Annotated in this window: 20 protein-coding genes; 2 read left to right on the top strand and 18 right to left on the bottom strand. The window is 67.1% G+C overall.

Annotated elements, in window-relative coordinates:
- Nucleotides 1–27 precede the first annotated feature (27 nt).
- From BST17_RS01980 to BST17_RS01900, 18 genes are all read right to left on the bottom strand, one after another.
- A complete protein-coding gene (locus BST17_RS01980) occupies nt 28–3,441 on the bottom strand; it encodes a DUF6519 domain-containing protein (protein ID WP_083055035.1) in 3,414 nt (1,137 codons plus the stop codon).
- Between the two features lie 14 nt (nt 3,442–3,455).
- Nucleotides 3,456–5,936, bottom strand: coding sequence for a hypothetical protein (locus BST17_RS29540; RefSeq protein WP_083055033.1), 2,481 nt, complete (start codon nt 5,934–5,936; stop codon nt 3,456–3,458).
- Nucleotides 5,933–8,431 (bottom strand): baseplate J/gp47 family protein, encoded by a 2,499-nt coding sequence (locus tag BST17_RS01970; RefSeq protein WP_083055031.1) that lies wholly within the window; start codon nt 8,429–8,431, stop codon nt 5,933–5,935. The genes BST17_RS29540 and BST17_RS01970 overlap by 4 nt, the downstream gene beginning before the upstream one ends.
- Before the next feature lie 146 nt (nt 8,432–8,577).
- Nucleotides 8,578–11,247, bottom strand: coding sequence for a baseplate J/gp47 family protein (locus BST17_RS01965; protein ID WP_083055029.1), 2,670 nt, complete (start codon nt 11,245–11,247; stop codon nt 8,578–8,580).
- Nucleotides 11,248–11,697, bottom strand: a complete 450-nt coding sequence (locus BST17_RS01960) for a GPW/gp25 family protein (RefSeq protein WP_083055027.1) — start codon at nt 11,695–11,697, stop codon at nt 11,248–11,250.
- A complete protein-coding gene (locus tag BST17_RS01955) occupies nt 11,694–11,993 on the bottom strand; it encodes a hypothetical protein (RefSeq protein WP_083055025.1) in 300 nt (99 codons plus the stop codon). Before BST17_RS01955 ends, BST17_RS01960 begins: the two co-directional genes overlap by 4 nt.
- A 1-nt stretch (nt 11,994) precedes the next feature.
- Nucleotides 11,995–12,702, bottom strand: a complete 708-nt coding sequence (locus BST17_RS01950) for a phage baseplate assembly protein V (RefSeq protein WP_083055023.1) — start codon at nt 12,700–12,702, stop codon at nt 11,995–11,997.
- Nucleotides 12,703–12,730: 28 nt separating this feature from the next.
- Nucleotides 12,731–13,855, bottom strand: coding sequence for a phage late control D family protein (locus BST17_RS01945; protein WP_083055021.1), 1,125 nt, complete (start codon nt 13,853–13,855; stop codon nt 12,731–12,733).
- Nucleotides 13,852–14,157, bottom strand: coding sequence for a hypothetical protein (locus tag BST17_RS01940; RefSeq protein ID WP_083055018.1), 306 nt, complete (start codon nt 14,155–14,157; stop codon nt 13,852–13,854). The genes BST17_RS01945 and BST17_RS01940 overlap by 4 nt, the downstream gene beginning before the upstream one ends.
- Before the next feature lie 32 nt (nt 14,158–14,189).
- Nucleotides 14,190–14,813: a hypothetical protein gene (locus BST17_RS01935; RefSeq protein ID WP_083055016.1), complete on the bottom strand. Its 624-nt coding sequence runs from the start codon at nt 14,811–14,813 to the stop codon at nt 14,190–14,192.
- 5 nt (nt 14,814–14,818) lie between these two features.
- Complete coding sequence (locus BST17_RS01930) at nt 14,819–15,061, bottom strand: hypothetical protein (protein WP_083055013.1); 243 nt, start codon at nt 15,059–15,061, stop codon at nt 14,819–14,821.
- Nucleotides 15,058–16,980, bottom strand: coding sequence for an ATP-binding protein (locus tag BST17_RS01925; RefSeq protein ID WP_083055011.1), 1,923 nt, complete (start codon nt 16,978–16,980; stop codon nt 15,058–15,060). Before BST17_RS01925 ends, BST17_RS01930 begins: the two co-directional genes overlap by 4 nt.
- Complete coding sequence (locus tag BST17_RS01920; RefSeq protein WP_083055008.1) at nt 16,980–18,185, bottom strand: Pvc16 family protein; 1,206 nt, start codon at nt 18,183–18,185, stop codon at nt 16,980–16,982. Before BST17_RS01920 ends, BST17_RS01925 begins: the two co-directional genes overlap by 1 nt.
- Nucleotides 18,182–18,508 (bottom strand): hypothetical protein, encoded by a 327-nt coding sequence (locus tag BST17_RS28970; RefSeq protein WP_133053494.1) that lies wholly within the window; start codon nt 18,506–18,508, stop codon nt 18,182–18,184. The genes BST17_RS01920 and BST17_RS28970 overlap by 4 nt, the downstream gene beginning before the upstream one ends.
- A gap of 475 nt (nt 18,509–18,983) precedes the next feature.
- Nucleotides 18,984–19,808, bottom strand: coding sequence for a hypothetical protein (locus BST17_RS01915; protein ID WP_083055005.1), 825 nt, complete (start codon nt 19,806–19,808; stop codon nt 18,984–18,986).
- 1 nt (nt 19,809) lies between these two features.
- The gene (locus BST17_RS01910) at nt 19,810–20,322 is read right to left on the bottom strand and encodes a phage tail protein (protein WP_083055002.1); all 513 of its coding nucleotides are present in this window, start codon (nt 20,320–20,322) and stop codon (nt 19,810–19,812) included.
- Between the two features lie 3 nt (nt 20,323–20,325).
- Entirely contained in the window at nt 20,326–22,338 is a 2,013-nt protein-coding gene (locus BST17_RS01905) for a phage tail sheath C-terminal domain-containing protein (RefSeq protein ID WP_083055000.1), read from the bottom strand.
- A 112-nt stretch (nt 22,339–22,450) separates the two neighbouring features.
- Nucleotides 22,451–23,218, bottom strand: coding sequence for an AfsR/SARP family transcriptional regulator (locus BST17_RS01900; RefSeq protein ID WP_083054997.1), 768 nt, complete (start codon nt 23,216–23,218; stop codon nt 22,451–22,453).
- Nucleotides 23,219–23,376: 158 nt separating this feature from the next.
- Between BST17_RS01900 and BST17_RS01895 the strand changes: the two genes are divergently transcribed.
- Both BST17_RS01895 and BST17_RS01890 read left to right on the top strand, forming a co-directional pair.
- Nucleotides 23,377–23,586 (top strand): hypothetical protein, encoded by a 210-nt coding sequence (locus tag BST17_RS01895; RefSeq protein WP_083054995.1) that lies wholly within the window; start codon nt 23,377–23,379, stop codon nt 23,584–23,586.
- 411 nt (nt 23,587–23,997) lie between these two features.
- Nucleotides 23,998–26,022: a polymorphic toxin type 5 domain-containing protein gene (locus BST17_RS01890; protein ID WP_165762186.1), complete on the top strand. Its 2,025-nt coding sequence runs from the start codon at nt 23,998–24,000 to the stop codon at nt 26,020–26,022.
- Nucleotides 26,023–26,048 lie beyond the last annotated feature (26 nt).

The following is a 26,048-nucleotide window of genomic DNA, read 5'->3' as shown; positions in this document are numbered from 1 at the left end:
GCTTTCTCCTCGGTGCGGTGATGTCGATCAGGGGGTCGCGATGTTCATGGCGTCCCAGGGTGGCGCCAGCGGTGCGCCGTTGATCCGAAGGTCGCCGTTCGTGACATTGGTCGAGATCGCGACCTTGGCCGGGTCCGCGTCGATTGCCACCGCAGACGCGTCCGGTCGCGTCTCGACGTAGTTCGCAGACACGACGGCGGAGTCAGCGCCAATGCGTACCGCGGCGCCGCGTTCGTCGGGGACGAACACGATTCGATTGTCGTTCAGCAGCGCGTTCCCGCCCACGATGATCTGCACCATGGGACGGAGACCCGTGCCGTCGACGGTATTGCCGTGCACCGCCCCGAGTTCGCGACCCACCTGCAGGTGCACGATTCTGTCGTCGCCGTACCACCAGGTACCGACGTCGGTGACGATGATCAGTCGCCCGAACTTGAGTCCCACCAGGTGATAGTCCGCTTCGCGGCCTGTGGGCCGCAATGTCACCAGCCCCCCGATCGACACGCCGGTGTAGCGGCTCCGCGGGGACTCCTGGCGAACCCGATTTTCGCTGATATCGGTCCGGTCGAACGGCGCCCGAACCGCGATACCGAACGACAATCCTTCGGGAGCGCTGACATCATTGACCGTGTTGAGGGCGACCTGGGAGTTATTGGCACCTTCGATCCACACGCCCGCCACAGTCTGCGCCACTATCGATCGCACACCGAGCACCTGGTTGGCGCGGACATCGGCTTCCCGCGCCGGCCCGATGGCGATGGCGGCGAGTACTCGCGGATCCGTGGCTGGGGCGTGGCGCTGCTCACGGGCCTCGTAGCCGACACCGCGAATGACGTTGTTGTGCACCGACACCGCGCCGCCACGGATGGCCGTGACGACGATGCCGTCAAGGGAGACTCGGCTGATGCGGTTGCCGTGAATCATCGTGGTCGCCACGGCGGCCTGGACCATGATGCCGAAACCGAGGAACTCCTCCACCTCGTTGCCCCCAATACGCACCGACTCGATGCGTCCGCCGAAGCCCAGGCCGTCGGTAACGAGGACCGCCGCGGGCAGGCCGAGGCCGCCGCGCATCGCGCCGACATCGGTCACGATCCCGATGGGTCCTGCCTTGTACACGACGCTCTTCGGTGCGCACGGATTCGGGCGGAGAGGGTCGTCAGGTTCGTCGGGTACCCGGGGGTCGGGAATGCCGAGCCGGTTGAGGCGGGTGTTGAGGCCGATAATCTCGTTGTCGGCGATTCGGACAGGATTCAGACCGCCGATGATCCCGTAGAAACCGGCCGCGACGATGTTCGACCTGACCACCGTCGGACCCGCAGGCGAGGTGCCCAAGTGGGTGATCCCGGCGATCACCGCCGCGACAATGTTGTCGGCAACTACGTTGTCCCCGAGGTGGATTGACGTACCGACGAAGGCGATGCCCGCGCGGAGACCGACGAGCACGTTGTCCTCAATCCTGGAGTGGGCGAGTAGCAGACGTCCCGGCGTGCGCTGATCGGCGACGAATGCGCGTTCGGCGCGTGGTGCACTGGCGGCAAGGGGGGCGTTGCCGATTGCCGTGGCGCCCAGAATCTGACAGTCGCGCACGCGTAGCCCCGCGATGATGCCGAGCAACGTCAGTGCGGGCAGCCGCGCGCGCGTGGGCTGCACGATCAGAGAGCAACGCTGCACAACGAAGCCAATCGTGTTGCGCACCGCGATCGCAACGTTGCCGCCCAGCCCAGCGAGGAGCCCGCCCGTAGCGACGGGTGTGGCGACGACGGGCGCGGCCGGCCTACCGGGCTCCTCCTGGTTGCCGGGTTCCTGCCGGTCCATGAATCGACCGTCGTTGCCGAGCACGGTCATTTCCTCGATGGTGACCTCCCTGGCACGATCGACGAAGAACGCCGGCAGGGGGCCCGGTGTGAGCACGATGGTCGTCCACCCTTTGCCGCGTAGCCGCACCGCGTTCGTCCGCGACATGTCGACGGTCTCGCGCAACACGTAAACACCGGGTTGCAGACAGACCACGCCACCCCGGTCCCGCACCTTGTCGACGGCGGCCTGGATGGTCAGCGCCCCGCTGTTGTGGCTGATAGCGGTGACGCACACATCGCAGGCACAGTCCTGGCAGTCGTAGTCGCCCGAACCTGGCCAGGGCACCCGGCAGTCGCTCAGCACGGCATTGTTGGTGAAGTCGACGAACCCGAGACGCGCGACGTGGTGGTGGGGTGCGCGCGGGGGAACGTGATCGAGCACTTCGACCGACGCGTCGGCGACACGCGCTCGAAACGCCCAGCGCTCGTTCGAGCGGAACACGCCGCCGGCGATATCCGGGTCGAGGGTGAACTCGATCTGAACACCGTCCTCCAACACTATCGGCCCCGCGGTGAGCTGCATGACGTGAGCGGCCGTGACCAGCCCGCCGGACTGGTCCCATCGCCGGATGCGGGCACCGCGGGTCACGTCGAACACCCCGCCCAGCGGTGCCGCCAGGGTGACCACCCCGCGCGCGTCATCGACATTGGCAACCACGGCCATCTCACCCTTCAGACCGTCGAGTTCGTGGACGTCGTCGGTGACTTCGATGACATCGCCAATGGTGAACCGCAGGAGCGCATCACGGCCCGGGCGCACGACGCTGATATCGGCGCCGGCGATCGCCGTGACCGGTGATGCCAGCGACGCGTTGTCGCGGCTCCATTTGAAGGTCGCCACGCCGACCGGCCCTGGATCGTGAATCTCCACGCAGTACAGCCGGTTGCTGCGACCGCGATAGCCGCCTAGCGGCGGTACATCGCACGGGTCCAACGCGGCCGGGACCCCGACCGCTGCGGTGGTGAGCCGCGATGCGCTCGGTCGGATGATGTCCGCCCAGCCCGGGATCTGCCCGTCGGGGGTGTCGCATTGCAGGCCGGGTGTATCGGCTTCATGCACTTTCACCTGCCAGACGACCTGTCGCCGAACCGCGGTGTCGATGCCGTACAAAGCGGGATCGAGCAGCGTCGGGTCCTCGGCCCACGTGCGCTCGCGGTGCCATACGTCGAGGTACACCAGATGGGTGCCGGAGGTGGGGAGCGCCGGGGGTACGGGCAGATAGGGCTGGGAGCTGTACGGAAGGCGGTCGGTGCCCCGCAGTTCCTCCAGGTGCGGGTCGAAGTGCAGTGTCGGGGCCGGTATGCCGATGCCGTGATTGTCGACCTGGATGCCGTCGACGTAGGCGCGTCCGGCCCCGAAAGACAGTGCACCCGGGGTGATTTTGAGCCGGAACGCGTCGGGAGTCTCGGCGGGGACGACGGCAGGGCCGAGGGTGTCGAGCGCGGTGGCGCGTAGTCGACGATCAATTAGGTCGACGAGTTCGTTGAGGTTCGCGTCGAGGCGGACGCGGCCCTGCTGCTCGAACACGCCGACGAAGTCGTTCGTCGGCCGGAAGCTGTAGCTGCTGTGGTCACCGGCCATTGGTGGGCCCCCTGTCAGGTCACGTAGGTCAGGGCCGGATCCAGCCCGAATGGCAGGTACTCGGCAAGGCGGATGCGTAGGTTCGATTCCCGCTGGGCCTGTTTGACGTGGCAGAGCGCACCCATCTCGCTGCCGTCCTCGGCGCCTTCCGTGATCTCGGCCGGACACGACGATGCGAGCTGTCCGTACTCGGGCCGCCCATACCGGCGGGCGGCCATCGAAGGGGCGAGAACTGCTACGACGGCGGCGCGCGCGGTTCCGGCGATCGCCTGTTGCTGGGCGAGGGTGAGCAGCGGGTCGGCGGCGAGTCCGTTGGCGACGGCCACGTCGGCCGCTTGGCGCGCGGTGAGTTCGGGCTGGCAGCGGAACCGTCGCGGGCTGATCGAATCGAGTGGAAGATAGCTGAACCGCACGCAGCCATGCTGGGTCTGCTGGACCTCGACGTGACCGGTGACGATGCACTCCGACGCGTCAAGACTGACCACGTGCACTGCGCCCAGCACCGTCGAGCGTTCGGCCCGTAGCGGTGGCCCGAGATCGGTTGTGGCTCCGCCCGTCCCGACGATCGCCGGCCCCGCCAACGCTCCACCAACGTCGAGGCCGTCGACGACCGAGTCGAGGATCGTGACGTGGTCGATGGACGGCGGCAGACTGATCGGTCCGAGGATCGAGAAGGCGGCCTCGACGCGCAGCTGGGTGAGATCCGCCCCTCCCGAGGCCACGATCGACGGCCGGGTGGTGTCCGGCTCGCCGTTCTCGCGTAATCGCCGGCCCGGGACCAGCGTCGAGTGCCACAACCGCAGTCGGTTGATCGGCCCGATCACGTCGAGGTGCCCCTCCACGAGAACACCGCTCAGTGTCAGCGTCGACAGGTAGTCCCGGGTGCCCGCGGGCACCGCGGCGTCGATGCGAGTCCCGGCCTGCGGTGTGCGCAGCAGCGGGCGTTCACCGTCGGCCGCCTCGATGACCAGCCAGCTGTCGTTGTCCAAGATGATGGTGCCGGGTAGCGCGTAGGTGCTGCTGTCGTCGATCACGATCACGGTGGGGCGTCGGCCGCCGGCGTCCCACTGCGCGACCGCGGTCGAGAGCGCCGAAACCTGCGGCGGGAGTGGCTTGATACCCGGTGGCCGCGGCCGGGTGCCGACGTGGATGCGCTGAATCGGTGTGCCCGGCGGGGGCGCATCCGGGACGATCCAGGCGCGCCGGTCATACCCGCCACCGCCGAAACCTGCTGCCTGCCCGACGAATGACGACACGGTAACCGTCGGGGGAGCGGCCGGATCGGGTAGCAGACCGGCGCCGAGCAGAAGGCGACCATTCACGACGTCGAGCGCGACGACCTTGCCTGGCGGCTGTTGCGCGGTGGCGAAGTCGTCGACCCGAACGCAGCGGATGCGTGGGGCACACGCGGCGCCGACACCGGCCGGATTGGCACACGGGCGGACGGCGACACCGTCGAGGTAGACCGTCATCGAGGTCTGCGGAGCGGGCGGCAGGCCGACGCCCGGTAGGTCGCGGAAGTTCCCGTAGAAATCGGTCGCCAGCGCGCGCACGGGTGGGCGCGCCACGTAGGAGTCCATGTCGAGGGCGAATCGGCCACGCCGGATCGGCTGCGGCACCTGCAACTCCGTCACCAGACCGTCGGCGTCGCCCTCGCGCAGCCAGCGGCTGAACAGTGGTGCCGGATTGCCGAGCGGGCTGAAGCTCCATCCGAACGGGCAGACCGCCGACGGTTTGGCCGGGACGAAGACCAACGGACTGGCCTGAATCCGCCAGGCGAAGAACGCAACGTTCTTCGGCGCGTAGGGCGGGGAGACGGGGTCGACGGCCCGCCTGTCGACCACTGCCTCGGAGTCGGTGCTGGTCACCGGCACCAGTGCGCCCTCGGCGACCACGGCACCGCGGCTGCCGCCCAACGTGGGCTCTCGGAGGTCCACACACCGGACCGCATCGCTGAACGGACCGATCGCGCGCTCGCAGCGCTCGGGACTGCGCACGTCGAGCAGGGCGGCCTGCGGGCGCAGATGTTCGAGGAACTGCGGCCAGTCGAGCAGCTCGAAGCACTCCACGATGTGCACCGGCCAGCCGGTGACGTTTCGTGCGAGTTCCTCCAGCATCGCCGGGGTGCCCTTGCGTCGGCGGTAGTAGATCGTTCGGGCGACGTCGGCGCGCACCCGGGCGGCGATCGGGGCGCGCAGGTCGTGGGGTGCGAGATCGGTGAACAACCCGGTGGCGGTGCGGGCCGCGTCGGCGCGGGCGCCGTCGAATAGTGCGTCGTTGCCGACCAGTTCGCCGATGTAGGGCACGGCCCAGTCGGCCGCCGTCTCGATGAAGAGGTCGTCGAAGCGTTGCCAGAGATCGTCCTCGACGTCGTTGAGTACGCGCGAGGCGATCTGCAGTAGCGGTTGCAGCACGTGCTGGGCCTCGAGGTCGCCCGAACGGAGATGCGCGGGAAGGAGATTCCACAGTCGGTCCAGGCGCGGGTCGGTCGTCATGCCCTTCCTCCGTCGATGATGCGCACGTCGCCGGGTTGCGCGATGACGGCCAGCTCGGCCGGTAGCACGACGCCGCGGGTCACGTCGGGATGCGCACGAAGCAGCCGCAGCCTCGGCTGCGCGCGCACGGGGGTGCCGTCGGGCGCCATCAGTACACCCCGGTGGCTCAACTCGGCGGAATCGAATGCCGCGGACGGCGCGAACATCAGATCGTCGAGATCGACGCCGATCACCCCGGGCACGGCCGCGCAGCCGGCAATGAGGTCACTGGCCGTGACTGCGCGCCCGAGCCCGGATCGGTTGGAATCCAGCCGATTCCGCACAGCGGAGTCCACGGCAGCCAATACCGCGGCGGGCTTCTCGACCCGCGCATCGATCACGACCGACGCGCTGACCGTGACCGGAACCTTGGTGGAGTCTGCGATGCGCAGCAGGTGGCTGGTGTCGCGTGTGGAGTCCAGTGAGCGGGCCAGGGTGGTCAGCACGTCCGGGCCCAGCGCGGCACCGAGGGGAGCGGTCACGGTGATGTGAATCATCCAGTCGAGGCCGTTCCACAGCCAGATCGCCTGCGCCTCGGTGACCAGCCCAGTGCCGACCAGCAGATCGGCAAGGTCGCGCAGCGACACTCCACGTCCGAGTGCACGCACACTGGCCGGCGCATTCCGGCGGGCCTGGTCGGCCGGCTCGGGGTCGGCGCCGCCCTCCGACGGCAACGGATTGGTGACCGAGCGGACCCCGGCGGGTTTGGCCAGGAGCGCGTTGAGCCGTCCTGCGCCGACGCGTCCGGCGAGGCCGGATCCGACTCGGTAGGTCGCCGCGACGTTGCCGACGCCCGTCGATGCGCGGGCGGCCATGTCGGCGCCGTCACCGAAGCAGATCTCGGTGATGCCGTCGGGCCGCGTTGCCGTGGTCACCACCGGATCGTGGGCGTTGTGCCCGTAGATCCCCGCGACTTCGGTTCGGGCCACGCCGTCGACGTACACGCGCAAAGTGGAGGCAAGGCCGCCGGGAACTTCGGCGGGCAGATGGGTGACCGGCTGCTTGGCGAGGGCCATCCGTTGGAAGGCGATCGTTCCGTCGCCGTTGCCCACCGTCTCGACGGTAGAGGCTCCGTGACTCGCGCGCAGCACGTTCAGCGCAAGCCAGGCTTCGGCCGCGGCGGGCCATTCCGGGGCCGTGCCGGGCGTGCCCGCCGTCGACACCAGATCGAGCCGCAGCATGGCGAAACCGTTGGCGTCGAACACCGGTAGGTCGGGCCGACGTTGCAGCCTCAGCACCTGCGGGGGTGGGGCGCCGGGCGCATCGGTGTCGAACCAGGACAGGATCGCGGCCCGTCCGGCGGCGAGCTCGGCGGTGTCCAGTACCTCCCCGGGCACCCACGCATCGCGCTCGATTCGTCGACCCAGCTCGACCCCGGCGGTGCCGTTGGGCAGCTCGGCGCGGAACACCGGCAGGTAGGCGCTACCAGCGAAGGTTGTCTTGGCTTCACCGCCCCACCAGGTGAGTTCGGGTCCGGCCAGGACGTGCAGTCGGACCGTGCGCAGGTCGTAGGCCGGCAGGGCCGGCGTCACGCTGATCGTCGGCGCCGCATCGGTGAGCGGGCCCACGGTGGTGGCGGAACGGCCGATTGCGGTTACCGTGACGAGTACGGGCGGTCCTGAGGTTTCGACCAGAAGGTGGGTACCGACGGCGATGTCGTCGATGGGGGCGTCGACGGGAATCGTGGAGGCCCCCGCGCCCAGCAGAAAGCTGGTGATCGCGGTGGTCCAGCGCACCCCGCCGGGGGCGGTGGAGTCGGACACCATGACGTTGTAGGTGGGCGGGGCGTGCGCGCCGAACACGGCGAGACTGCGGGTGGTGCGCCACGACCGGGGGCTGGCACCGGCAGTGCCGGCGATCGGGGTCGTCCAGGAGATGCGGATGCGATCCACGTCAATGGTCGCGGCTGCGACCGACTTTCGCTCCAGCTGCCCTGCGGCCGCGCCGAACAGCAGGACGGTGTCGTTTGCGTGCAGGGCGGTCGTCAGCGCTGCAGCGCCGCGAGCCAGGATGGCGTGCGTGCTGCCCGCGGCGAACGCGGGCAGTGGAGCGGCCTGCAGAGTCACGCGCATTCGGTTGAAGCGCGCATCAAGCTGGGCGGCTTCGAGCGTCTCGTAGGTCGGCGGGGCAACTGTCGGTGAGTTGGGGTCGGCGGTGGCCTGTACCGGGAGGCCCGCGGGCGCGGTGGCCGACGTGGCTGCCTCCATCGTGAACTCGAGCCAGGTCATCGCCGCCACACCAGGTCGCGGTCGGTAGCCGACGAGCCGGGTCAGCCGTTCGACGGAGCGCCGGTCGGTGGCGGTGCCGAGGTAGGCGTCGTTGGCGGCGCGATCACTGTAGAAGGTGAGCACGTCTGCCAGTGCTGCAGTGAGTTCCAGGACCGCGACCGCGTGATCGCTGGATGCGCGGGTGGACAGGTGTCGCAACTCGGGTCTGGCTCCGATCTCGTCGAGCATGAGCTCGCGAAGGGACGCGAATGTGCCGATGCGGGTGTCGATTACAGGCAGTCGGGGCCGGTTGTCCGGCCGTTTGACGTGTGAGCTCCGTTCGCACGCACCACACGTGCACCGACCGCCGGTGCCGCCGCAACACTGGGGAGCGTTCATGCCTTGCCTCCGTGTGCGGTGATCGCGAGGACACCGTGCTCGGTGAAGTCGGGATCGTTGTCGCAGCGCGCGATCTCGGATGGCCCGAGCTCGATCACCGCGCGGTCCAGTTCGCCATTGTCGGGCTGGCCGAGGCGCCGAAAACGGGTGACCGTGACGGTGTCGACGCCCGGTACCGAGGCGACCGCGGCGTAGATCGCCGAGAGGCGCACAGGGGAGCCGAAGACGGTCCGGCTCTGATGGAAGAACCCCGGTTGGCCGTCGGGGGTGCAGCCGCTTCCCATCCGCCTGCGGACGTCGGCGACCACGTCCGCGCGGAACTGGCCTGGCAGCACACACAGGTCGATTGCGATGTCGAGGGGAACGAACTCGGGTGCCCGCAGCTCGACGTCGTAATCGGTGAGCCGGAAGCGATTCAGCTGCGTACGGACCTCGAGTTGGAGCGCCGGGCTGAGGGCGCTGCGTCCGTCGCTGAGGTCGACGATATCTTCCGAACTTGCCGGATCGACACTGGCGAAGACGGTCAACCAACTGCCGGTCCAGCGAAAGCGCGCCACGGCGCTCTGCACAGAGGGTAGGCGCAGCAGCGCATCCGCATAATCGGATTCGGTGACGGCCCTGCGCTGGTCGACGGCGAAGGCCACCGGCGCAGCGTGGCGGGCGTGCTCCACCGCCTCGGGATCGACACCGGCGGCCGCGGGCAGGGGGTTGCGTACGGCGGTGATCGTCGGCAGGTTTCCACCGGAAGACTGCACGCTGTAGTGCACGAGGGTGTCACTGCCGACGAGTCCGCCATGTCCATTGCCGATCCGGTACACGGCTTCATAACTCGCCGGATTGGTGGGGTCGGGGCTGGTCGCGGTCGCCCCGTAGGTGCCGTCGCCGAAGCGCACGATCGCGCCGGCGTCGCTGCGCCCGCCGCTGCGGGTGACGTCGGCGTCCCCGGCCACCGATCCGCTGGGCTCGGCGACCAGGGTGAGGTCGAACGGCGTCGAGTCGAGCAGATCCGGGACGGCGACGTAGACGTCGGTACCGGCGGAGGTCGTGACGACGATGTTCACGGCGGGCACCGCGTCGTGCGCGGTGCCGGACAGGTCGGTGCGTTCGGTGGTGGCAAGGCCGGTCGCGTCGGTCGCGGTGTCTGCCGCCGGCATCGCCTGGGTCAGCGGTCCCTGGGGCAATCGAATCGTCACCGGAATGCGACCCGGCACGATCGGCGTGACTTCCTCGCGCACGGTTCGGCCGTGGTCGGCGAGTGCGATGTTGCCGCGCCCCACGGTGATCGACCGTAGCCGGCGGCCGTCCTCGGTGCGCGTGCTCAGGCACAGGGGGAAGGGCAGCGCGTCCTGGCGTCGCCACCGCACACGAAGCAGGGGCAGCACCGGTCCGGAGGTCCACCGCTTCAGCTCCCATTGTGCGACACCGGAAACCGGATCAACCATCTTGGCGATGGTGTTGGAGTACAGCTCGTCGGTTGTGGGCACCGGCGGCCCCTCGATGCGCACCAAGGTCCGCTTGGTCGCGTCGGCGTCGACGGGCAGGCCGACCCCTTCGCTGCCCCGGGCGTGCTCGAATACGACGAAGTCGCCGTCGGCCAGGACCGGCCTACGGGCGACGCCGCCCGTGCCGGCGCTGTCCACGCTGTAGAGATAGGCCTCGGTGGTGCCGCCGGCGAGCACGCACTCGTCGTTACCCCAGGTGTGGATCTGGATCTCGTTGTTGCGTGGCGAGCACTTGACCGGGTGGCAGGTCTCAAAGACGACCACGTCGCTGAGAGCCGGGGTGTGCTCGAATTTGTCGGCGGCGGTCGGAGCGGTCCACTGCGCGTCGATCAGCGGGCCGGGCGGCGGCGCGCCAGGGGTCAGCGGCGCACCCAATCGGGTGAGCACCGAGGTCCGCATCGGTACGGTTCCGGCCCTGCTCACGGTGAATGCGATTGGCGCCCAGGCATTGCGGCCCTCGTGCAACTCGTAGTCGACGAGTCGGGTATGGCGCCGGATGGAGCGGCGTTGCCGCGCGGTGTCGAGATAGGCCTCGGCCGCGATGGCGTCCTGGAAGTAGGCGAGTCGGTCACCCTCGTAGGCGAGGGCCTCGACCAGCGTGTAGGCCAGGTCGGCGACGTTGCCGTCGGTGAACGAGGGGTGGCGGGTGGCCGCCACGTCCAGCAGCATGCGACGCAGACTGGTGAAGTCCTTGGCCAGATAATCGATCAGCGGTTCGTCGAGAAGTTCAGGGGGACAGTCATCCTCGGCGCGGCAGTCGACGTCCGTCGGGCACGGCGCGACGAATGACACCAGCACCTGGGACAGCGGGGGATCGAGATCGGGGTGGGTGAGGGTGAGCGCGTAGGGGGAGTGGTCGCCGGCCTTGTCGGTGACGAGCCGAATGCGATCGGGGGCCAGCCGGGTCGCGGTCAGGACATGGATGCCGGTGACGCGAACGCCGCCGGTGAACACCGCGAGACTGGGCGTTGCCGGAATGCCGTACGCCGCGATTGGCACCGGACGCAAGAACGTGACGGTGACGATCCGGTGGTCGCCAGGATCGATTTCGACGTACTGGATACCGTTCCGAGCGGGGTTGGGGTGCGCCAGTAGGTCGCTGCGGCGCTGCTGTAGGTCCGCATAGTCGAGGTCGCCGACGATGAGGGTGGTGATGCTGCCCATTCAGCCCACCTGCCCGTAGCGGCCGCGGAACGTCTCCCGGCGCTGGCCGCCGTCGCTGCGGCGTTGGTAGACGATGGTGACGCGCAGTTCGGCGTCGACCGCTTCGACGGCGACGTCGACGACGAGGATCTCCAGCTCCAGCCACTTCTGCAGCGCACCCTGCACCAGTGCCTTGGTGGCGCTGGCGAGCACCTCGTGGTTGGGCAGAAAAACCATGGTCTTCAGGGCGCAACCGAAGTCGGGACGATTCGGCCGTTCGAACGGCTCGGTGAAGAGCACTGCGCGGATGAGGTCGCGGACGTGTTCGTCGCTGGTGGCCAGGGTGGTCCGGCCGCTTCCGTCGATCCGCATCGGCTCATCGAGGTAGCGCGCCGCCGCCGGCACCGCCAGGTCGGCCCGCGCCCCTCCAGCGAGGGCACCGGTGACGATCGTGACACCAGGATCGGTCATGGCGTCACGTCGATCTCGATATGCGTGTTGGGGGGCAGTGGAACGTCGGCCGTCACCCGCAGGGCAGCGGCGTTGACGCGCAGGTGTCCCGTCACCCCTTGGGCGATCGCGACGAAGATACGGCGTCGATCGCGGTCGCTCTCGGTGTTGGTGGTGCGGTCGAAGAGACGCTTGCCGTCGGCTGCCAGCGAGTTCCAGTAGGCATCCTCGATTGCGGCAGCCATGGAGGCGGCGAACTCGGCCGGCGTCGTCGGGTCGGTGGGTGGGCCGAGCGCACCCGGCTTCAGCACAGTCATTTCACTGCACCAGGTTCTGTATCGAGATCAGGGCCGGCGTGGGCGGTGCCGCAGGTGGTACCGGCAATGCGGGTGTCACCGGCAGCACGCCGGCCGCCAACTCTCCTGGATGCACATGGGAGTTGAAAATGGTGACCAGCTGCGTCAAGTAGGCGAGCAGTTGGTCGCCGAACACGGCGGGGTGGGTGGCGCCGCCGCCGTGCTTGATCAGGGGTGCGTCCAGGACAACCTGGGCGAGCGCCTTGATCTCGATCGTGCCCTCCAGCACCTTGATCGACATGATGTTCACGCCCGAGATGTCGGAGAGCACGATCGACTGCCCGGTGTCGTCGAGTGCGGCGTGCAGACCGGTTTCGGTGCGCAGCACCTTGGTGAACGGATCCGGTAATGCGGCACCGGGTCCCGGTGGCGTCTCGCCGGTCGCCCACCAGCAGCCCACCCACACCGGACGCGAGACGTCACCCGCTTCGAACTCGATCCACACCCCGGCGCCCATCGGCGGGATCGCGTAGAAGCCAGAGGTGGTACCGCCGTACGGTGTGCACGGCTCGGCCCATGTGGTGTGTTCGGTGCCCAGCACCTCCGGAACCACAGCCTGGACCCGTCCTCGCTTGGTCGGGTCCTGGTTGTCGGTGACCAGACCGCGGTACTTGCCGTAGAACTTGTCGAGTTGGCGGTCGAGCAGTTGTTGCACTTGTTGGTCGGTCATCACGCTCCTCGTCTGGTCGATGTCGCGACTACACCGCGACAAACTCGGTTCCGGTCATGGTCACCGCGTTTCGGCGGGCAGCGAAGCGTTGTTCGAAGCGACCGTCTACCAATGAGATTCGGCATCTGGTCGTCTGGTAGAGCCCGTTGAACAGGCGGCCGACGCCGCGCACCGCGATCAACGCACCGGGCCGCAGGACACCGACCGACTCGTCGGTGGTGCCCTCCACGGTGAGCGCGAAACCGGCGCGGTCGACGGTTGCCTGTGCCGACGGCTGCAACTCCGCGACGGTGGCGCCGCCGGTGTCGGCGAGGCGAACCATGGGCATGGCTCCGGCCACACCTGCACCCGCCACGGCCCGCAGCGTCGCGGGTTCGATGCCCATCGGCACGAGCTTCGACACCGGCGCGACACCGACACCCGGAGCCTTGGTCGCGGTGTCCAGACCGAGTGCCATCGCCAGCGTGGGCCGGGCCATGTCGTAGCGGACCTCAAGATCGCGCACGTTGGTCAGTGATCCCATGTTCACGTTGATCACCGCCGAGGCGACACCGGTGGTCGTCGGCGGACCGAAGTAGCCGGTGTCCAGGCCGGTTATCGGTTCGGGTTGCACATAGCAGTCGAAGCCGTTGCGCCGGGCCAGACGACGCAGGAAGCGAATGTCGCTGCCCCGCTGCACGGTCGATCCCATTGGCTCCACGATGCGCGGTGCTGTCATCGTCACCTTCGGCACGACCGCGTACTGGCCGAACAAGGCCGCTGCGATCGCTCCGTCAGGCAGCCCGGTCCACGCCTTCGCCTTCTCCTCGAGGTTCATCACGGCGGTGATGTCGATACCGCGAATCTCCAGCACGCTCTTTCCGCCCTCCGCGAATCGTGCCCGCTGCGCGGTGGCGAAGCCGTTGAGCACCGCCAAAGGAAGTGGCATGCCCCCAGTGCCGATGCGGATTCCGATCGGCATCATCGGCTTGAACGGGTCGATCAGTAACGTGCTCCAGTCGCCGCCCTCGGTGGGCGCCAGCCCGAACGTCAACGAGAACGCTCCTGCGACGTCGAGCGCCGTTTCGACCACGACCTCCTGCAGCGCATCGATCATCACCCCGGGAGCGGGCACCTTACCCAGGGAGAGCATCGTCGAGACGCCGCTGGTCATCGTCGCCCCTGCCTGCCGTCGACGGGGATGAGCAGCTGCCGTCCCACCGTCGCGGTGAGCTCGTCGGGATGCAGGGCGCCATTGGCGTCGGCGAGCTGCCAGTACAGGGTCGGATCGCCGAGGTACTGCCAGGTGATGCGGTCCTGGCGTTCGTCGCCGCCGACGACGTGCACCACGTCCTCGGCGCGCGGCGTCACCGCCGGTGGCACCTCGCGCGCCGACACATACGCGCGCTCCCGGCCCTGGCTGTCGACGAAGACGGCAACAGCCAGACCGGCGTACCGCGATGTCGGGTCGAACATGCGATCGTCTCCTTATCGGGTCGTCGGGCCGCTCAGAACGGCAACAGTGCGGTGATGTCGGCGGCGCTCTGCACCGTCCCGATGCGGGAAAACCCTTCCTTGGCAACCTGAGTGACGGTGGCCAGGGTGGCGAAAGGTTCGTCCATTTCCTCGGACTTGAGGACCGTCAGCCCGACCTCGACCTTCGCGTTGATCGGGTTCAGTCGATGGTCGAACTGCTGCTCGGTCACCGTCACCGAGGTCACCCGGACAGGCAGCAGCCGAGTGGTTCCCCAAACGAACAACACGGTCGGGGTGATGACGGAAACCTGCATTGCGATGCCGGCCATCGCGAGACCCTTGTTGAGCAGAAGTACCGACGACGCCGGATACATCAGCAACTCCAGCTTCGCGATCGCCGGGTGCAGGCCAACCGCGGTGGTGACCGCATCCGCCTTCTCCAGGAGGTCGGCCGCATCGAGGTCGATCGAAACCGTCAGACTCTCGGTCGGCGGCCCGCTCTGGGCGGTCTGCCGTCCGCCGCCCTTCTCACCTGCGGTCTGGTTATCCCTGGGAGGCACGAACCTTCGTTGCAGCGACTCGGTGTTGAACTGGAACACGATGATGTCCGTCGGTACCGGGATTCGAGTCTGGAAGACGACGAACGCGCCCTTCATTAGCGTCACGACTCGACCCCCAGCACGATGCCCGCCAGGACGGCGGCGATGTCCTCCGGCGAGACACCGGCCGAATCGACGTGCACGCGGTGCGTGTCACGACTCGATTCGAGCTGAGGGTTCCCCTCGAAGGTGGAGAGCAGCCGCGTGAGTTCGGCCACCACCGCGGACGCGAATGCGTCGCCGTCCTCGTGATCCGGCAGCCTCAGATTGTCGATGACGACACGGACATCGTGCGGCGCGTTCATCCTGCCCTCCGGGGTTCGGTATTCGAGACCGGTTGTGCGACCCAACTATTCAGCTCGGCGGCGCCGAAGGTGCGATGCAGCTTGGCGTACTCCGACTGCGCCGCGGCGAGGAGGTTGTCCATCGTGATCGGTGTACCTGCGTCGGCGGCCAACACCGCGGCACCAAGTGCGATGTTGGCGATGCTGGCACCGCTCACCGACAGTCGTGCGAGTGCGTCGATGTCGAGGTCGGCCGTCGGCGCCGTGGCGGGGAACGCGTGGGACCACATCTGTTCCCGGGCAGCGACGTCCGGGAACGGGAAGGCGATCGACATGCGGAGCCGCCGCGTGAATGCGGGATCGAGGTTGTCGGGCAGATTGGTCGTCAGGATGGCCAGGCCGCGGTAACTCTCCAGGCGTTGCAGCAGATATGCGACCTCGATGTTGGCGAACCGGTCGTTGGCGTTCTTCACCTCTGAGCGCTTCCCGAAGATGGCATCGGCCTCGTCGAAGACAAGAATCGCTGCGCCCGCATCCGCGGCATCGAAGATTCGGGCGAGATTCTTCTCGGTCTCGCCGATGTACTTCGACACCGTCTGAGCGAGGTCGACGCGATACAGGTCGAGGTCGAGTTCTCCTGCGACGACCCGCGCGGCCAGTGTCTTGCCGACTCCGCTGGGACCATGGAACATCGCGGTGACCCCGGGTCCACTGGTCCCTTTGCGCCCGAATCCCCACTGGTCCTGCACGACATGGGCGTGACGCACGTGCGCGATGAGCTCGCGCAGCATCACCTTCTGCCCCTTGGGCAGGATGAGACCGTCCCACTCGGCCGTGGTCGAGACGCGGGTCGCGAGCTCGTCGAGATCGGGCCGTGCCTGGCGACGGGCCGCACGCCACAGGATCCGGGTCGGCTCGGCGCCGTTGTCCTTCAAGGTACTGCGAACCTCGGCGGCCGCGTTTTGAATCTGCGCCTCGCCGAGGATGAATCGGTGAGCGACCACCTCGGTGGCCCCGTTGCACTGCCCGGCGAGCGAGGTGCCGAGTTCGCGCCGCCACACATCGATGCGCTCGGCGACGGTCTCGGTGGGGAGTTCGACATGCGCGATCGCCCGGCCTGGCAGGTCGACGAACGCAGGGAGACTGTGTGCGGCGACGAGCAAGGGCACCTGACAGCGTCGCCCGATGTTCCAGGCCGCGGGTTCGGCTGCGCCATCGGTCATCGTCAGGATCGCCGCGATCGGGCCGAGCGCGGCCTCGCGTTCGAGGAGCGCAGCAACCTCGGCCTGCTCGCGAGGCCCGGTCGGCAGGTTCGCCGCCCGGAACGCCAGCACCTGAAATCCCGCCTGCCGCGCCGCCCCCACCGCGATCGTCGGGGCGTCGGGACCGCTGATCATCACCACGGGCACCGAGCCCTCGCCGTCCCACCCGCGCCACACGTCGAGCACCCGTTCGACGGCGGCCAGCCGACGCGGTGACTCCGCCGTGGCGTCGACCAGGTTCACGGGGTCAGCGAGCGCGTCGAGCAGAGGATCGAGCGTGTACACGCCGAGGATGCCGAGCAGCGTTCGCTCGTCAATGCGGGCCCATCCGTCCAGAATGCGTTCGGAGGTCAGCTCGACGAGGTGCCACCGGCGCAGCGGCGCGGTCGGTGCCAGCGCACTCCACTGCGCGTCGGGTATCCGGTCCGCGAGTTGGGCGAGTGTCGCCGCACCGTGGCGGCAGCCGTCGAGACTGAGGTCCGGCGCGATCGATGGATCGATGGCCAGCCCGGCCAGCAACAGAAGTAGGTCGCAGTCCGCCGCGGAGAGCGCGCACGTGTTGGTCAGCCGATCGAGGGCGGACTCGGGCATGGCGGGCACCGGGGCCGGTTCCCGCCCGAGGAGCCGGGAGACGAGTTCGCCCACCCGGTCCCGGACGTACACACTGTCGGCGTTCATCACACCACCTGACTCGGGGTGTCGATCAGACCGCCGGGAACGGATGCCGTCGGGACGGATTCGACGCCGTCGATGCGGACGCGCACCACGTAGGTGCCCGCCGCTACGCCGGCCAGCGGCGCATCGACCCGGTTCGGGGTCGCCCGCACGCCGGGCAAGGCGATTGTTGTCGCCGCGTTGGAGAGCAGCACCTCGAAGGCCTGGTGGATGCCGATCGTCGGCGTGACGTTCACCCTGATCCTCCCGGCGACCTTCGCGGTGGCCGTGACCAGCGGACGCACAATCATCGGAACGACGCCGGACACGGCGCCGAGAACGGGAGGCGTACCCGGCAGGTCATGGAGGACCCGCACGCCACGTGCACCTGCGAGAGTGGTGGTGGGTACGACGAAGCGAATCCGTTCGTCGTCCAACCCGGTGACCGACGCGGGCGGCACGTCGACGCCGTCGATCTCCACCCGCAGTGATGGTGCGTCGAGGCGAAGCCCGCGGACGATGACCGGCTGCCCGGCGAGGATCGGCGCGGCGGGTCCGCCGGACTCGGCTTCGATGCGCACGATCAGCGGCTGTCGTGACGGTACGACGGTGAGCCCGCGTTCGAGGACCGGAAGCGGAGCCGAGACGCGAATCTCGGGTTGGACGAACACCACTGACGCCTCGACCAGAACGGCCGGCGCGAAGGTTCCGTCCGGCATCATCGACCACACCCGGCTCATGTCCTCGTCTTCCATGGCCAGGACGGTGAACTTGACGAGTTCGGGCTGAGTGTCGAGGTCGGTGTCGGCGAGGAAAGCCTGGGGGAGTGCGGCCTTGACGGCCAGGATCTCGGCGCGCGTGAGCGTTGCATTCGTGTGCAGGTGGGTGACGACGATACCGAGTAGCTGCTCGGCTTCGAGTTCCTGTGTGGCCCCGAAGGTCGTCACGATGTACCGCAGCATGAGCCCGAGGAGAGGCTTCTCCGTGGGTATTCCGGTGCCGGCGCGGGTGGGCACGTCACAGTTGCGCCACTGCGGATGCGGAGAGATCCGGTACAACGTGATGTCGGCTCCGGCGGTCGCCGCCGCGTGCGCGCCGCCGGGTCGTTGCACGAACGCGTTCGCGCCTTGGACACCCGTCGGGAAGGCCAGCGCCGCCTCGGTGAACGCGCTCTCGAGCCGGTGCCGCAGCATTGCGGTCACGGAGGCGATGGCGAGCGCGTTGCTCATCCCCAGCTTCCCGAGCGGTCGCTCCAGGACCGGGCCGCACCGTCACGCAGGAACGGGTCGCGCCCGGTCTCGGAGTTCCGAAGAGGTGCGCGCGGAATCGGATTCGGCGCCGCGCGCTCGGATGTGATCTCGACGCGGCCGATCCGGACGTCGATGGTCCGTGGGGTGGACGGGGCCGCAGCCGGCGGCGATGGCAGAACTGCCAGCCGCGGGGAGGAGACGACGGTGAGTGGCGGTGGGGGTTGAGACTTCGGGTGCGGGATGGCAGCGGCCGACCGTGTGGTCGTGGTCGTCGCGGCGGCCTCGGCCCGGTTCTCAGACATACGGTCCGCGGTTGGGTCAGCCTGAGATGCCGGGGGAGAAAGCACCAGTGGCGCTGCGGCCGCGGCCGGCGTGGCAGTCGGGAGGCTGTCATCACCGGCGACCGCGACCTCGGGGGCGATTGTCGGTGACGGTGCTCGACCGCGCACCCGCTCCGGCGAGGCGACCTGTCGGGGCGCACCGGTAACGGTGTCCGGCGCCCAGTTACGTAGTGCGGGTGTAGCGGTCGGTTGTGACGACGGTCCGGGGGAGGTGTGAGGGGTCGGCGTCAGGGGGTCCGGGCTCGACGTGAGCGCGGTTGGTGCGAGCGACGGGTCGGCGCCGACGTCGCCCGTCGGAACCTGGACGTCGACTGCGCGCGCCGGCGGGGTGAACGGCAGGTTGTCGGGTGTGCGCGCGCGACCGATTCGGGCCGGACCGCCGACGGCAGGGGAGGCCGACGCCCGCCGCGCCAAAGATGCAAGCATGCTGCCCATGTCAGTGCCCGACCGGCGTCGCGAGCGCGTCGCTGAGCACCCGCAGGTACCGCCGGCGGCGGACGATGGGCAGCGCCATGATGTCGCGTTCACGCCAGTGATAGGTGGAGGCCATCAGGTGCACGCTCAGGTCCAGTTCGGCGATCGAGGCGGTCATCTCCTGACGAAGCAACTCACCGGCGTCGATCGCCGACGTAAACGCGAGATCGCACTCGGGGCACCTCAGCACAAGTTCGTGCTCGGCGTGCGGGTCGAGGGCTTCGAGTGTGTTCTCGATCGCCGCGAGTTCGTCGGTTGTGAGGGTCGTACCGTCGTCATCGCGTCCCGAGCACCGTGCGGCGAGTCTGCGCACGGCCGCCTCCGGGTCGTCCAGCGCGAGTGCGGCGACCGCGTGCAGGTCATCACCCGTCACCGGGCGGACACCAGTGAGGTCGATATCTCGATCGGCCGGGGACATGACTGTGCCGTGCAATAGATCCGAGACGGTCAGCGCGGCATCCATGATCGCGCCGCACGTCACGTCGGGACAGGTGACGAGCAGGTCGAGGCGATCGCCGTAGGCGGCCCGGCGCAGCGCGAGCAGGAGCGTCTCGCGGTCGCCCGCCGTAAGCGCGCGTACGTGATCTCTGCCGGCCTGCAAGTCGCCGCCGTCGGTGCGCAGCGTCTGGATGCATTCGGCGAGCAGACGCGTCGCGAAGTCGACGGTGAGGCGGTCCGCGTTGTCACACGACGCGAGCTCGTCATTGCCGGCGGGATCGCGAAACTCCGCGCCGCGGACGGGCTTACCCCCGATGTGGCTTCGACCGGACAGACTGACGTCGTTCAACTCAGGTTCCGAACTCGGCGGGCTCGGGCACATCCAGATCGCGCTCCCAACCTTCGTGCTCGAGCTTGAGATGCTCGAGCGCCACGGCGTTCGCGTTCGCGTCTAGGTCGGGCATCGACTGGTATTCGCTGACCCAGGCGCGGCGCACGTTATACGCGATCACCACCTGGCCGGCCTCGTTGAAGAGCTCGATGCGCAGGTCCTTGCGGAAGTTCTTCAGCGACACTTCCGCGCCGAGGCCGCCGCTCAGGTTCCAGACCCGGTTGGCCCATGCCTCGAACTCGGGGTCGTGGGTGACGCCGCGTTCGAGGGTGATGGCCTCATACTTGGTGCGGCCGGGTGATTTCCGGCTTGTCGACGGCTGTCCGCCCTCGCGGTGTTCGACGAGTTCGCTCGTTCGCCGTAGGGCGGTCACCTTGCTGATGCCGGCGACGTACTTGCCGTCCCACTTCACCTTGAACTTGAAGTTCTTGTACGGGTCGAAGCGGGTCGGGTTGACGGTGAACTGGGCCACGGCTCACACCTCCACTTGCGGCGGGATCTGCTGGATCGAGATGATGAGGAACTCGGCGGGCTTCAGTGGTGCGAAGCCGACGGTGAGGTTGACGATGCCGCGTTCCTGGTCGAGCGGCGTCGTGGTGGTGCTGTCGCAGTGCACGAAGTAGGCCTCCTGCTTCGTGCGCCCTTGAAACGCCCCCTTTTGGAACAGGTCGTTCATGAAAGCGCCGACCGAGAGCCGGATCTGGGCCCACAGCGGCTCGTCGTTCGGCTCGTGAATCACCCACAGCGTCGATCGGTACAACGTCTCTTCGAGGAAGAGCGCGAGCCGCCGCACGGGGATGTACTTCCACTGGTTGGGCGCCGCATCGACGCCCACCAGGGTGCGCCCGCCCCAGTTGACGTGACCGTAGAGGTCGAAGGTGCGCAGGCAGTTGATGCCGACGGGGTTGAGGATCCCGTTCTCGGCGTCGGTGAGCTTGGTCTCCAGCCGGGTGATGCCACGCACCAGCGCGTCGGTGCCGGCTGGGGCCTTCCACACGCCGCGGTTGGCGTCGGTGCGTGCGCAGATCCCGGCGATCGCGCCGGATGCGCCGATGCTGCGGTCAAGATAGTCGCGCAGCGGGTCGCCGATGGTCAGGCGAGGATAGAAGAGCGCGACATTCGGGTCCCGGACACCGGCGTGCATCGTCATGAAGGACTTGATGGCGGTCGGGCTGCGCGCGTTATCGGGTGCGTCGAGAAGCAGCATTGCGCGGCGCCGCTGGCAGTACAGCGTGAACGCCGCGACGGCCGCGCCGAACGTGACGTCATTGAAATTCTCCGACGCGGTCGGTAGGTCAAACCGTGAGATGCGCGGCACGCACAGGAGGTTGATCGTGTCGGCCAGATTGAGCGCGTAAATCCCAGTGGCTGGGTTGGCGGCCTCTTGACCTACCAGATCCTGGACGCGGGGGAGCGTTCCGTCTTCACCTGCGTCGCCGTCGGCCTGGGCGCGGAAGGGGCCGCCTTGGCCGAGTTGATATGCGGCGATGTTCTCGTTGGCGTTGTTTGCAGTTCCGTCGTCAAGGCCGAGCGCAGTCGCGAGGGCACTCGGTTTGAATGACAGACGCACGTTGTGGGTGGCTCCGGTACCGGCGAGCACCTGCAGGCGGTCGCCCGACGCGGTGATCTGCACGGTTGCCCGGGTGTATTCGACTCGAGCGGGATCGGCACCCGCCGCCAACGGGACCGCGCCGCGCAGCGCACCCTGCAGGCGCGCCGCGAGATCGTCGATGCTGGCGAATTCCGCGACGCCTAGGTCAACGTCCCGGGTGTCTACAGGAACACCGGGCACCGTGAGATCGACTTTCATGATGTGGTTCGAGGCCGGCGGCGCGCTCGGCAGGCCGGCAATCGCGGCAGGAGTCAGCACCGCGGTCATGGTCCCAGAAGGAGACGGGAGATTGCCTGCGGTGCCTAAGGGCGATGCGGTGACGATCGCGCCCTTCTCGTCAAGCGCAGTTTTCGCTGCGTCGGCCGGGGTCGTGTCGAGATCGTTGTAACGCTCCTCGCGCAATACGGTCTGGCGCCCTTCGGCAATGTTCACTTCACGCACTATAAGATTGAAGGTGCTCGGGGTTGAGCCCGGCTCGATGATCGCCCGTATCGAGTTGCCCCATGCGCCTGGTTCTCGTGCCGTGAGAGTAAGCAGTGCGGCCGCGTTTCCCGTATTCAGTTTGCGTATGCCAACATCGGCGGCAGTCGTGGAATCCGCGGGCGTGGCGGAATTACCGACTCGCACCACCCACGCGGTCGAACCACCGTTGGCGAAGAACTGGTCGAGCGCGTAGCTCGCCTCGCTGCGAGTGTGCAGGCCTCCGAACGTCCGCTCGAAGTCCGCCCAGGAGTTGACCTGTATCGCCTGGTTGAGCGGACCTCTGGAAAACCAGTCGACGAACGCCGCGACCGAGGTGGCGACGCCGGTGATCGCGCGGAACTGGCTCGGCAGTTCCTGGACGTAGACACCGGGGTAGGTAGGAGCTATGGGCATATGCCCTCCTCGGGAGAGACGGAGTGCCGCAACGAGACCGACACAACACCTCCCACGCCCGCGATCTAGCCGGGGTGGAGAAGTGCCTGTCGGGAATCTTGCCGACCAGCAGTCAGCGGTGCGTCAACGCATCGTTGTTTTGCGCGTCACGTGCTCGTGCAATGAGTTCTTCGAGGGCGACCGTGGGGATGAGGCGAAGGCTCTCCCACAGCAGATCGCGGTACAAACCGAACTGGCGCTTGGCTTCACAGACGTTGCCCTCGGCGAGATGGGCGGCGATCAGGGCGTGCTGGGCGCTCTCACGAAGCGGCTCGGCCGCGACGGCAGCCTGTCCCGCGTCGATGGCTTCGGCATGCCGCCCCCACGCGGAGAGGCGCCGGCACAGTGACTCAAGTGCGTGAATACGCAACTGTCGCAGACGTTCCTGCTCGAACCGGATCCACTCCTCGTCGAAATCGGGGAGTAGATCGCCGATCAGTCCGCGGGTGCTGATATCAGCAGGTGCGAGCACTTCATCGGGATCGATCAGACGGCGGGCTTGTGCCAGGAGTTGTGCCAGGTCGACCGTTGTCGTTTCGTCTAACGAGAGGTAGTTGCGGTCGGCGCGGACCAGGTTCCCGCACTCCTGCCGTATCTTCCACAGCGCGGTGCGCAGGTTGGCCGCCGCGCGTGCCTGGGTCGTGTCCTGCCAAAGCGAGGCGGCGACCGTCAGCCGCAATTGTGGTCGTTCGCGTACGACGAGGAAGCCGACTAAACGCTGCGCGTTCAATGGGAGCGCGACCAATTCGCGCTCGCGTCGGACCTCAAAACCCCCGAGAACGCTGATATGCATTCCACGGTCAGACGCGACTGCCGTTTGTGTCGATTGCGTCACCACCATCGCCCCCCCTCGAGCGCCCCCGTGTGGTATTTAATTCTCAGTGTGGGACCTCGTCCGTCAATTTAACGTCAATGGCGATTACCGTGCCAACGTTCGCGGATACGGTTTACTGACTCGCGAGTGACAATTGATTGACATCGCAAGCTCATCCTGGATCCGTGCCCAGCAAGAGTTCGACGCCGGAAACCATCGTCGTAGTGATCCACGCTTGGTACGAGAGAGAGGCGTTGCGGGCGCGCATCATCGTTGGCAGCGACCACATCGACGGAGATGGGCTCGACTCCGGGCGAGATGAGTATGCGACGTCGGTCGAGCAGGTCTGTGCTGCCGTGGCGCGGGCATTCGAGCGTTTGGAGCGGTTGCCTTGACGGGGGACGAGGCCTATACCGCCTGCTGCGCTGTCTTTCATTCGCTGACGCGCAGGCCGGAAGCGCCGGCCTCTTCGCGGTTTGGCCAGGCTGGTTCGAAACAGAGGCACAGCAAGCATGACTAGCCCTGGGCATTATGCAAAACAAAGAAAGCCGGACTCCGTGTCGGAAGCACGGCGACAGACGCAGACGAGCCGCAACATAGTCGACCGGGAGCGTACGTCGTATTTGGGTACATCTGGCCTCTACAGGATTCCGCACGGTCGGGTTGGCCAGACTACTGATGAGACGCACATACTGTCCCGATCGATTCGAGATCAATCAACGGAGGGTCTGCTAGCGCCGGTAAATCGCCCCGGGGCCAGCGCGTTCGGATACGGCCGGAATCACGAGTCCACAGTTCGTGGGGAAGTGCCGCCTACCGTCTCGATTGCATCGCGCGACGACCCGTTGGAGCAGGAAGCCGATCGCATGGCAAATCGGATTGCGGGTTACCTATGGCCGTCGATCGCCGAGAGCCAGCCGCCGTCAGTGGCGAGCCTAGACAGACTCGGACCAGGACGGCAGCTGGAACAATCCGCACTCTCACGTTTCGAGAATGAGCTGAGCACTGACCTCACTGCGGTGCGCGTCCACCACGATGCTGCAGCAAACGCTGCAGCGGCGAGGGCGAACGCTGCAGCGTTCTCTGTCGCAAACCACATCGTTTTTGCGCACAATGAATACGCGCCGAATACGTCTCGCGGCACATGGTTGCTCGCGCACGAGTTGACTCACATCAAGCAACACTCCAGTCTTGGTCTGCGGACGATAATGCATCGGGCACCGCCCTCGAAAGAGTCGGCCAGGTCTGGGTTTAGCTCACACAGCGATGCCGTCTTCGATGCCTTTGATGCAGCAGCTCTCACGCGCTGGGAAGACGCGGCTCGAATAGTAAACGGATTGAGCGAAGCCGATCTGGAGTTCTTCATAACAACGTTGAACGATAGGGATCTCATTTACTGGCTCCACGTGGGCGCACTCAAGGCGCCTGGTGTAGGCAGAGATTCGAGAGTAGCGGTTACAACTCAAGACGTTTATGAGTCGGTCAAAGCCAAACAAGAGGTACCGAACCTCTCGCGGAAGAACGGACGCCGGGAGTCGCAGACCGCTTCTGCGACTACGCCTCCGATCGTAACCAAAGAGGAACAGTGGCAGTATGCGAAAGATGGCGCACGAAACTGGTTGCTGAGCAAGGCAGAGTCCCCGCTCGTCGGCGCCGAGTTCGGGGTTGAGTTCGGGCGTAGGTTCGGGCTCGCCGGCGTTGGTGGTGCTGTTGTCGCCGGCACGGCCGTAGACATGGGTCTTGGAATCGCGAGTTCCACTCTTCGCTTCGTCTACGGCTCTCGCTCTGAGACTGCCGACGCGATAGAGAAGGCTAGGGCGACGCTCCGCGATACCCCTGCTCAGAGAGCGCTCGCGTCATTGCGCGCACCAGAACCTGAACAGCGTCCAACGAACCTGCGCGAGTATCTGAGGAAAGAAAACTACGACGCCATGCAGACGACGCTCAACGCTGCGGAGTTTGGCGTAACTGCTGTCGCGCCGATGGTGGCGGAAAGCTGCCTGGCGGTGCGGGAGCCGAGCGGTCCAGTTCCGAAAATAGTCAGTCCGGCAGTCGAGTTTGAGACGACCGATCGCAATACAACCGTGGCACGAAGACCGGTCGCCCCAGGATCCGATCCGATCGGTGCCGGTGCATCGCGCTCGACCAGAAGGGTAGCGCGGCCCAAAGATCCTTACGACCCAGCGTGGCGCGAGTACTGGGCGCAGAATCCGGAAGCAAAACGATCATTGAGTGCCGCCGCAGTTGATGATCCGCACGTGTTTTCAGGTACGGGGCAGAAGGACCTCACGGCCATCGCAGAGGGCGAACCGAAGCAGGCAACGGGAACGGCGTCGGTAGCGAAGAATAGACCGCCTTCGCTCAGCCCCTCTGTGCTGCCGCAGTACGCTTCAAGGAGATCATTTATGGACGCGATGCGGCGGCAGTTGCTGGCCCGCCGCGCAGCAGGTAAGAAGTCTCTTCTTGATTACTTGCTCGACAAGAGCGGCGACTGGAAGAAAGGGAGTCTGTCGACAAAGGCTGGGCGGACGATTCGCGGGCGGTACGCTTTGTCCGATCCGGACGGACCAATCGTGCAAGCTGGGCATATGCAGTCGGACGTGTACGCCAAGGGCGTCGGAAAGCGTGAGTTTTTCATGCTCGAGGACGCCGACATGAACTGGATGACGGGGCAGACCGTCGAGAACGTGGGAGCGTACTTAAGCAAGCCAGCAGTATTGATCGACGACTTTCCGATGGATATACCGACGGCTCGTCTGCACGAGACTCATGGGCTGTTGCCGGCGGGCACCGTTGATGCCGCTCCGATCATTGAATCTCCGGATTTTTGAGGGGATGGTCCCGCGGCGACGGTGGG

Origin of the sequence: Mycolicibacterium bacteremicum (genome assembly GCF_002086115.1) — a bacterium.
Lineage (GTDB): Bacteria > Actinomycetota > Actinomycetes > Mycobacteriales > Mycobacteriaceae > Mycobacterium > Mycobacterium bacteremicum.
This window is presented reverse-complemented; position numbering and strand designations above follow the sequence as displayed.